Annotated in this window: 1 pseudogene; it reads right to left on the bottom strand. The window is 57.5% G+C overall.

Annotated elements, in window-relative coordinates:
* Positions 1 to 423: pseudogene (locus BN93_RS18880) on the bottom strand (hypothetical protein); the annotation flags it as partial.
* Positions 424 to 797 lie beyond the last annotated feature (374 nt).

The raw sequence follows: 797 nt of genomic DNA on the forward strand, positions 1-797 counted from the left end.
GCGCATCAGGCTGTCGGCAAAGGTGTAGGTCTCAATGTCGCCCTCGGGTGCGTAATGCACCGTGCGGGCATAACGGCCGGCAGGATGATATTCGAACTTAAAGGTGTAAGGCTTGCCTGCGGCAATCTCTTTCGGACCGACAATCGTGCTCGGGCGTCCCATGTCGTCGTAGGCATAGCGCATCTTGTTGCCGTTGAGGTCGGAAGTCTCCACGGGCACCGCCCACTTGTAGTCGTAGGCGGTGGAAGAGGTGTAGCCGTAGGCGTCTTTTACGCTCGTCACCAGCGCATGGAGCACATCGTCGTAAGTGTAGTCGTAGCGCATGCGCTGCCCCTTATGGTTCTCGGGCTTGGTGAGGCTCGTCAGGTTGCCGTAGGCATCGTAGGCCATGTCGTAGACCGACGGCTTTGCGCCGTTGTGCATCGTGATGCGGGTGATGTCGCCATGTCCGTTGATTTGCGTGGAGCGTTCGCGGCAGACCTTTCCTCCTTTTCCTTTACGGCGATGTGCTTGGGCACGGAGACGATGTACTTCGCCTGCAAGTCGTGGTAGGCGATGTCGGCATCCAGCTCGTAGTTCGTGCCGTTTCCTTGTAAGAGGCGAGGTTGCCGTAAGCGTCGTAAGTGTTGTGCACGGTGGTGCTCATGCTGCCTGTCCGTTGTTGTCGTAAATGGTCTGTTTTACGGAGGCAGTGCGGGGAAGAACACCGTCGTGTCTGCCTGTTGTTTAAGCTCGTAGGTGTTCTGTGTGCCTTGCAGTTTGTTGCCTGCTGCATCGTAGAGCGTCTCGGCAGTGAC

Source organism: Prevotella conceptionensis 9403948, from assembly GCF_000312305.1.
Classification (GTDB): Bacteria; Bacteroidota; Bacteroidia; order Bacteroidales; family Bacteroidaceae; genus Prevotella; species Prevotella conceptionensis.